Here is a 9,109-nt window from a genome sequence, read left to right as displayed (position 1 = left end):
TCGCAATCGGTAATGGCAGCGTTCTTGATGGTCGCCACGCAGTCGCGCAGAAGGAACGGACCCGCCGACGTGTTCCCATCGCAGTTGAAATTATCCAGTACCGTCTCGCCGGAATGGCGGATATCCACCACGAAACCGTCACAGTCCTGCGCCATGAAATTCGTGAAGTGCAGGCGCAAACTGTTGTTCCCGGCGTCCGCGTTCCCCTTCTGGAATACGGGCTTTGTCCAACTGTCGAAGATCGTCGTGGATGATTTCGCGCCGGTCGTCTGGCCTTCGAACTCAATCGGATAGTCCGTTGTCGGGAAGTCCTCGAACTGGATCGTATCGCTCTCGGAGTATGTTGCAGCGGCGTAGGACACTTTCCATTTCGCATGGGGCGCGATGCGCAGTTGGCGCTCAAGGTATCCCTGCACGTCTTGGTGCCGGATCGCCCTGTCACTGGTGATCCCGTCATTCGCCGCCGCGCCCGTGGCCGAAACGTGGATCACGTTCTGATTGCCCTGCCACCCTGCCCCGACATAGAACGTCTGGCCGCCCCGCGTGATCCGCGCACGCCCCTTGTGGCGCTGGTCCAGCAGCGATGTGATGTTGTCCGTGACGGCGTAAACCTCGCCGTCGCCCCAATCCGGTTGGTAGTTCTCGGCATCGCAGAACGCGATCCAGGCATTCAGCGCCGCCGTGTTGTTGCTGGCCGAGGGGGACGCGCCGAAAGCCTGGGGGGGGCTGTCACCACCGGGGATGAAATTTGTCAGGTCGCCAATGACCGTAGACCCGTTGAGCGCCTTGTATTCGATCCCGTCGGCCCGGCAGGTTTTCCCGTCCTCCATGGTAAAGCCGAAGCTGCCAGCCAGCACGAGGTCGGCACGGGTCGCAAACTCCGCGCCGGGGCGCATGTCCGCGCCCTTCGCAAACAGCCCCTCCGTGCCGTTCAGGGTCACGTCTTGCAGATAGATCGCACCGTCACCCAAGCCGAAGTCAAACAGGTTGGTTGCGCACCCGAACAGGTTGGCCCCGCGCAGGTGCGCCTTGCCGTTCTGCGCCACCCGTGCGGCGTAGGGGACGACCCCGTTGCCGTCGAACAGGAAGCCCACGCTTTCGAACTCGCCTGCATCCGAGGACAGAACGCCATGCGGTGCCACGCTGTCAGCCGATGCCCTGAACTTCGCGCGCGCCGCCGACACAAGGCCGCTGGTGATCGTCGCGACCGGCCCCATGTTTCCGAACGCGCCAACGAGCGGCACGTCGTCAATGTTGATCTGGCTGGCCGCGCAATCGACCTCGGCAATCGTCCAGCCGCAGCCTATGAAGCTGCTGCGTTCCGCGCTGATATTCGCCGGTCCCTGGGGCTGGTCGTTGGACGGCCCCCCGCCATAAAGAACGGGATAATCCTGCGTGACGTATTTCCAGATGTGATCAACACCGGAACTTTCCCCGGTGAAGAAGAACCGCGTTTCGCTGGCGAAGTGGAAGCCGGTGATTGTTCCGGCGCTGTAGAGGTTGTTCGCGCCTGCCGATTTCAGCCAGTCATAGCGCCGGTAAACCGCCGTCGATGCGTCAAAGGCCGTGCCAAGTTCGTATTCCAGCAGCCTGTCGTTGCTGCGCGCGGCGGCATAGAGACGGGTTCCCGCCGGGTTAAAGTCGAACCCGCGAATATCCGTCCCCTGCGCCGCAAGGCTGAAACTGTCGGTGTAGGTGGCGCTGGAAACAGTCCACGCCGTGCCGAGAGCGTATTCGTGAACGCTGTCGCCGCCGAGAACATACATTTTCGTACCATCGGCGTTGAACGTCAGGTCTTGCGGGCTGGTGGTTTGCGCGGCCACGGAGAACCCGCCGATGTAGGTCATGGTGTCGGTCACATCGAAACCGGTTGCCATGTTCCACTGGTGGACCTGCTGAGATTGCGTCCCGACGATGAACAGTCGCTGGCCATCATTCCTGAACGCCATCCCGGTCGGGGCGGTCTCCCGCGATGCAACCGAGAACGTGCCGTCAAGGGAAAGCGCCTCGAAGTCATAGGCTTCCGGCATCGTCCACTGGGTCACGTCATCGCCATTCGCACCGATTACGAACAGCTTTGATCCGTCGCCGTTGAGGACAACGCCCGTCGCCGCGCTTTCGACGCCGCCGATGCTCAACCGATCACTGTAGCCGCTGCCGTAAACCGACCATGCGCCGTGCCAGCCCGACCCGCTGTAATCGGCGCTGGAACTGGTGATGCCGCTCAACTCGAAGCCCCAAGCACCATGCCCCATGGTTCCACGGAATGCGCCATCCCGCGCACTGACCTTGGCGCGACCGACACGCAAGCCACGGACGGACCCGTTGGCGTTGATGTGGTTGCCGTGGATCGAATTGCTACCGCGCGATACGAAGATCGCGGCGTGACCCTCGCTGATCGCCGGGTCGGTGCCGCAGTTCTTCACGGTCACATAGTTGAACTTCCCGCTCGCCGCGTTGGTGAAGTCCATCCCGCGCCATGCCGCAGTGTCGAACACCGCCCCCGGCCACGCCTCATAGGCCGTTCCCGTGCCGCTGGTGGTTTCATAGGCCAGACCATTGCCAGCACCCACACCGGTTGCCGTGAACACCGTGCCGTTGCTGTTGTTCGCCGCGCCAATCAGGGTAAAATCGGTGCGCAAGTCGGAGCCGCCAACCACCGTTCCACGATCCGCGATTTCGTATTCCTTGCCAACCTTGAAGCTGCCCGCCTGCGCCACCGTCCGGCTGGCCCTGAACGTCGTTCCGGCGTTGCTGTTGGACGCCCCCAGGCGGGTCCAGTCTGCCGTTCCGGGTTCGTTGATCTCATACCACGAACCCCAATCCAGATTGGGCGCATTGGCGACAACCTCGGGGACAGCGCGAACAAGCGACGTCGGGCTGTGGCCGGTGTCCGTTGTGCCACCGTAAGTGTAGCAGCCACAGCCGCGCGGGTTCGCCCCCTCGGTGAGGTCAAAGGTCGGGTCTTCGGCCCCGACGTTGCGCACACCGCAGCCCTGCGCGACGTAGAGGTCACTGTAATAGTTCACCAGACCGGAACAGCCCCGGCCTGCCATGTCCACGAGGATCGACCAGTTCACCCCCGTGCAATGGCGGAAAATGGCAATCGCGCCCCCCTCGGGGAAGTCCGGTGAAAGTCGGTGGTAACTCGCGCGGCTCACGAAGTTGATGCCGGTCAGGTCATATTGCGACAGGTCGGATGTCACGTCAGGCTGATAGCCGTCTTCCCACACGACGTTGATGACCGCGCCATTGCCGCGCTGGTATCCAGCCGCCGCATCAACCGCCGCTTTCGTGTTCTGGTATTGCGTCGGCACCAACAGATTGAGGTCGCTCGTGATGACCGTGACAATCTCGCCGCCGTTCACCACCGAAACGTTGTCGGCCTCGTAGAGGATCGCCCCGTCGGGGTCCGTCATGCGGAATTTGTAGGTTCCACCGGGCAGGTAGACCGCCGGAAACACGCCGTTGCCATCCGCGACCACGGGGTATTCGTTCGCAACCGTGTTCCCGAGGTTCGAGAAGGTGTTAACCGGCGTCGTGGTGCCTGCCTCATAGGTGTAGAGGAAGGCGCCGGAAACAGGCTTGTTGTTTCCGTCGGTGGCGCGCGGAATCGAGAACACACTGCGGGGCATGTGCGCATCCTTGTCTTGTGAATTTTAAGGGGGTGGCGTCAGCCGAGTTGGAAGTGCACGCCGTCTTTCAGGGTCTTCCAGTTCCCGCCCCATGTGATCGGGACGCCCATCTCCTGGGCAAGCGGGTTGACATGGTTTTCGTAGAAGTCGCGGTATCGATCGAAGGTCCAATCGGGCTTTCCGTCCGGCCCCAAAAGGTGAATATCCACCGCATTCCCGTGTAAATGGCGGCTGTTCATCGTTTGCGATTTGCCTTGCGCGACCATCTGCTTTTGGCGGTCCAGTGACCGCATGCCCTCGCTGATCCCGAATTTCGGGGCGCCCCGCTTGGCCAGTTCACGAAAGAGGGTGGCAAGCTTCGGGTCCACGCCATCCAGCTTGTCGGCCTCATTCAGCATCTGCGCGCGGCCTTCGGGGCTTTCTGCGGTTCTGGCCAGCATGTTCGCGGCTTCGCGGGTCGGCCCGCCACCAGCGGCCAATGCGTTGTAAACCGGGGTTTCCTCGCCTGCGGTGTCGCGCTGCAATGCTGCCAGCCGGTTTTGCGTCGTCGCCCGGATCGGGGCGAAGAAATTGTCAACGGTAAATTGCATATGGATTTCCCACGATGGCGTGATTATCTTGGGCGGATGGATGGATTAAGCGCCGTTGAGATACATGCATTGCCCCTACAGGTAGCAAGCGGCGTACTGCTGGCCATGGTCGTCTTCGGCGGCATGCGGTTGGGCGTAGCCCTATGGCCGAATCCGGTTCACAGGGCATATTCCTTGGTGCTTTTCATACTGTGCGGCGGGCTTGGCCTTGGCCTATTCCTTACAGGCCTTGGGATTGCGGATTACTGATCCGGCTCGGTCACTTCGATGCGCAAAGGCTCACGGCCTGCTGCATTCTGCGCCTGCGCACCTACCCCGACGCCAGAACCAACAGCGCCAGCGGTTGACGGCCTCTTGAAGTCGAACCCCTTCGCCGCCGCACGGGCCTTGAGGGTGGCCGAGAAGTTGCCCCCGGTTTCCACCGCTTCACGCCCCGCCGCAGCCCCGATTGGCCCGCCTGTGGCCCCGCCCAGAAGCATCCCCATGCCCTTCTGGATTTCCCCAACCGCGCGCTGAATATCGTAGCTGGTGCCGCTGGGGTTGGTCGCCTTCTTCGGGGGAACGAGAACTTTCAGCATGTCGCGATATTGCGCCATAACCGCCCGGTCACGTTCGCTGAACAGTTCGCGGGCCAGTGTCTTGCCCTTCCCGTCCAGAAACTCACTGATATTGCTGGCCATGCGCTGGGGGCCGTATGCATCCCGCCCTTCGGTCGCCTGCGTGATCCTGTCCCATGCGGCGCGGCGAACCTCCTGGAACTCGGGGCTGTTTTCGCCAAGGATGTTCTTCACGCGCTTGACCACCAGCGACGATTGCCCGCCGCCGATGTTGTTGGATGCGCCGAACAACCACCCTGCCACCTGGTCAGGCGCTAGGTCGTCTTCCACAATCTTGCGGATGAACTTGTCAGTCCCTTCCTTCCCCAGAAAGGTTGAACGGTACTTCGCCCACAGGGCGCGCGCGTCCTTGGCCTTGCCGATAACCGCGCTGTCACCTGCGATCAGCGCGTCGGTGATGGTGTCGTCAAGCCAGCCGTCAAATTCCCGAACCACGGCATCAATCGCCACCTGATCCGGCCCGTTCGATCCCGACTTCGCGGCCCGCTGGAACATGAGCATTCGCTGCCGGGCGCGTTCAATGCTCTTGAAGGGGACGCCGCCACGTTCGGCCCCCTGAAATGCGCTCTCCAAGACCCCAAGAGCGGCTTGGGCGTTCGGCGTACCTGCATCCAGCGCCACGCCCTCGAACCCCACGCCGGACTCGATGCGTTCGCGCAGATACGGGAATGCCTTGCCATCCAGTGCGGCCCCGGTGTCCTCAAGTGCCTTGTAGGCTTGCGATCCGGCCTGACGCGCCGTTTCGGCCTCCCGGCGAACGCCCGAGATTACAGCCTCTGCGGCGTCGATCCTGTCGCCCGCAACTTCCCCCGCCGTTGGCACAATGTCGTTGCGGGCGGCGTCCACAGCGCCACGCTGCACGTTGTCAAAGCCGAGAATCGTGTTGCTTGCCCCCGGCCCGCGCGTTCCGGCCCGCGCGTTCTCTTCGAATGCCGACTGCGCCACGTCACCCGTCGCCTGCCCGGGCGTCAGCGGCACGTTGAACCGCTCGGCGTTGGCGATCCGACTTGCCGTCTGTGCAGTTTCCGGCCCAATGGGGGCGTTGCGGGTCTTTTCCGCCGCGATACCGAATGCGGTCTGCATCTCACGCGATAGGGCGTCCAAATCGGAATAGCCCAACGTGGCCAGCCGCTTCTTTCCCGCGTCTGTCAGTTCGCCGGTCTGCTGGTTGTAGAACTGCCTGCTGGTGAACACCCGGCGCAGGGCCTTCCCGCCCACGTCAGTTGCCACCTGCCCGATTTTCGCCATGCCAAGGCCCACCAGTGGGGCGAACGCCGCGCCTACGGCTGCACCGGTTCCGGCACTTCCAACCCGGCTTTCAAAGCCACCGGAACCGGAGCCGAAGCCTTCCACGCCTCCCGCCACAGCGCCACCACCGGCCAGTTGGGCTGCTTTCCCCCTGAGCGTGGTGGCGGCCTTGATCCCGAGTTTGGTTGCCGCCGGGGCCGCGCCTACTGCGCCAGCGACAGAACCTGTCACTTGGGCAATGCCCGCCTTCCACGGGTTTTCGTCCGCGTATTCCTTTGTGCTCGCCCGCACTTGGTCCCGTTCGTCGGCGTAACGCTCCCCAAAGGACTTGCTTGAGAAGTCGCCGTAGGTCCGGCTACCATCGGGGTTCGTGTTCGTGCCGGTCGCCGCTCGTATGGCCCCCACAGCATAAGTGTGACACGAAGTGCGACACACAACTCAACCTCGCACTCGATTATTCAAGCCTTCCAGTAGCTTAGAAAAATGGTAGCGGGTCTCCTACTCGTCTCCATCCCCCTCCCCCTCTTTCCCCATCGCGCCGCCAGGCTGTTCGTGACGGCTTTCCTCTTTGCTCGCCGCGCCTTAGCTTGCCGTCATGACTGACACGATGCGCCATGATCCCCTGTCCGCCCGGGCCGCACCTTCCGCCCTGCCCCGCCTGCCTTGGTCCGTCGCGACGCGGGTGGGCTATGGTTTGTACCAGGTCGCCGCGCATCTTCTGTTGCCTGCCGCGCTGATCCTCGTGGCCCGGCGGGCGCGGCGCGAGCCGTTGTACCGCGCGAATCTGCGCCATCGCTTCGGTCTCCTGCCCCGGGTGGCGCCCGGGGGAATCTGGGTCTTTGCCGCCTCGCTGGGGGAAACACGCGCCGTCACGCCCCTTTTGCGCGAGTTGATCGCGCGGGGGCATCGGATCGTCCTGTCGCACAGCGCGCCCGCAGGGTTGGAGGAGGGACGCCGACAGTTCGGTCAGGAGATCGCCGATGGCCGACTTGTGCAAACCTACATGCCCGTCGATGTCTTCTGGGCGCTTCGGCTTGCCTTGCGGCGCATCCGTCCGGTCCTGGCCCTGGTGGTCGAGGCTGAAATCTGGCCCGCTCATATCGTGGCCTCGCTGAGGGCCGGGGTGCCGGTGGTCAAGGTCAACGCCAACCTGACCGAACGCGCCTTCCTGCGCGACGGGGCCACCAGGGCCGGGCGGCTGCGGCTGTTCTTCCTCAGGGGGCTGTCGCGGGTGCTGACCAAGACCCCGGCCCATATCGACAGGTACAGCCGCGCGGGCGTGGACCCCTCGCGCATCGTCATGGTGGGCGAGTTGAAGTTCGACCTGCCCCTGCGCGATGACCTGATCCGCCGCGCCCGCGAATTGTGCCCCACCCTGACCGGAACGCGCGCCGTCTGGATGATCGCCTCGTCCATCGAGGCCGAGGAGGAAGACCTGCACCGGGCAATCCGCGCCCTGCACGACCGGCTGAGCCTGCCGCCTCTTGTCGTCTGGGCGCCGCGCAGCCCGCAGAGGTTTGGCGCGGTGGCCCGGCGGCTGGCCGCCGATGGCTGGACGGTTGGGCGGCGCAGTGAAATCTGGAGCGACGACTTTCAGGGCGAAGCCCCCGCCGGGCTGGACGTGCTGGTGGCCGACAGCCTGGGCGAGATGGATTTTTCCTATGCCCTGGCCGATGTCGTCTTTGTCGGTGCCACCCTGGCCGACATGGGCGGGCACAACGTGAACGAACCGCTGGCGCTGGAACGCCCCGTGGTGACGGGGCCAAGCGTCTATGCCATTCCCGCCCCGGCCGAGGATGCCATCAGATGCGGCGCGCTGCGGGTCTGCGGTGACGGCGCCGAACTGGCCGAAACGCTGGTATCACTGTTCGGAGATCCCGACGCCCTGACCGAATTCCGCGCCCGCGCCGCCGGGTTGACGGAAAAGCACCTGGGCGCCGCCCGGCGCAGCGCCGATGCCCTGCTCTGCCTCGGCGTGAACCGTGGCTGAGCCGCTGATCGCCTTGCGCGGCGATGCCTCGCGCGCCATCGGCATGGGCCACGTCGAACGGCTGCGCGACCTGGGGCGCGTCTTGGCAGAACGCGGGGTCGACCATGTTCACGTCTGCGATGCCGAAACCCGCGCGATCCTGCAAGGCCGGGGCGTGCCGGCAGGCCGCATCAGGCCGGTGGAGGAAGGTTGGCTTGCCGCGATGGCGCCCAGCCATGTCATCACCGATCTTCAGTGGTCGGGCAACGCCGAACACGCCGCGCGGGAAATCGCCGCGCTGACGGCAAGCGGATGCCCGGTCACGGTCATCGATTCCATGCCCCCCGACCATTTCGTCACGCCGCCGGGGGCCGTGCCGCCCGCATGCGTCGTCACCCCCTATCTGGGGGCCGAAACCCTGCGCCCGCCGCCACGATGCCTCGATTGGGCGGTAGGGGCCGGTTTTGCCGTGATCGACGCCAGTTATCGCGCGGCCCGCGCCCGGATCGCGCCGCCCCTGCCCCGGCGGGTGCTGGTCAGTTGCGGTGGATCCGACCCGACGGGCCTGTCGGTGCGGGTGGCGCGGCGGCTGGCCCCCACGCGGCTGGACATCGACCTGGTGATGGGGCCGCTCTACGCCGAGGGTATCCGCACCGACCTGCACCGCATTGCCGCCGACCATCCCAACCTGCGCCTGCTTGGGCCGCAACCGGGGTTGGCGGCGCTGGTGGAATCCTGCGGCCTTGTGGTGGGGCGGATCGGGCTGCTGCGCTATCAGGCGGCGGTGCTGGGTCGCAGTGGGCTCTACCTGTTCGAAGGATCGCAGTACCGCGCCTACCTTGAGAATTTCGCCCGCGCCGGCCTGGCCGAGGTGTTCTTTGCCGATCCGCCCGCAGGGGATGAGCCGTTTCTCGACCGCCTTTCCGCCCTCGGAGACCCCGGCGTGCAAGATGCGCTTTTCACGCTGAATACCGCCGCGATGGACGCCGTGCATGGCAATGGCGCGGCAAATGTGGTTGATCGGGTGTTGAAGCAACGACGGATCTGAAC

General features: G+C 64.5%; 5 protein-coding genes. 2 read left to right on the top strand and 3 right to left on the bottom strand.

Annotation, left to right across the window (positions count from 1 at the left end; all coding sequences use genetic code 11):
- The 3 genes from H7828_RS15515 to H7828_RS15505 form a co-directional block, all read right to left on the bottom strand.
- On the bottom strand, nt 1-3,635 hold a 3,635-nt coding region (locus H7828_RS15515; protein WP_226781964.1), incomplete at its 3' end, for a YncE family protein.
- A 38-nt stretch (nt 3,636-3,673) separates the two neighbouring features.
- Nucleotides 3,674-4,225, bottom strand: a complete 552-nt coding sequence (locus H7828_RS15510) for a M15 family metallopeptidase (protein WP_226781963.1) — start codon at nt 4,223-4,225, stop codon at nt 3,674-3,676.
- A gap of 242 nt (nt 4,226-4,467) precedes the next feature.
- On the bottom strand, nt 4,468-6,381 hold the full coding sequence (locus tag H7828_RS15505) for a hypothetical protein (RefSeq protein WP_226781962.1): 1,914 nt from the start codon (nt 6,379-6,381) through the stop codon (nt 4,468-4,470).
- Nucleotides 6,382-6,685: 304 nt separating this feature from the next.
- Between H7828_RS15505 and H7828_RS15500 the strand changes: the two genes are divergently transcribed.
- Nucleotides 6,686-8,080, top strand: a complete 1,395-nt coding sequence (locus H7828_RS15500) for a 3-deoxy-D-manno-octulosonic acid transferase (protein ID WP_226781961.1) — start codon at nt 6,686-6,688, stop codon at nt 8,078-8,080.
- Nucleotides 8,073-9,107, top strand: a complete 1,035-nt coding sequence (locus H7828_RS15495; RefSeq protein ID WP_226781960.1) for a hypothetical protein — start codon at nt 8,073-8,075, stop codon at nt 9,105-9,107. Before H7828_RS15500 ends, H7828_RS15495 begins: the two co-directional genes overlap by 8 nt.
- Nucleotides 9,108-9,109: the final 2 nt, after the last annotated feature.

Origin of the sequence: Oceaniglobus trochenteri (genome assembly GCF_020529025.1) — a bacterium.
Lineage (GTDB): Bacteria > Pseudomonadota > Alphaproteobacteria > Rhodobacterales > Rhodobacteraceae > Oceaniglobus > Oceaniglobus trochenteri.
This window is presented reverse-complemented; position numbering and strand designations above follow the sequence as displayed.

Excerpts from the sequence above, each read along its gene's own strand:
- H7828_RS15510 (WP_226781963.1), bottom strand. The coding sequence starts at position 4,225 with ATGCAATTTACCGTTGACAATTTCTTCGCCCCGATCCGGGCGACGACG.
- H7828_RS15500 (WP_226781961.1), top strand. The coding sequence starts at position 6,686 with ATGACTGACACGATGCGCCATGATCCCCTGTCCGCCCGGGCCGCACCT.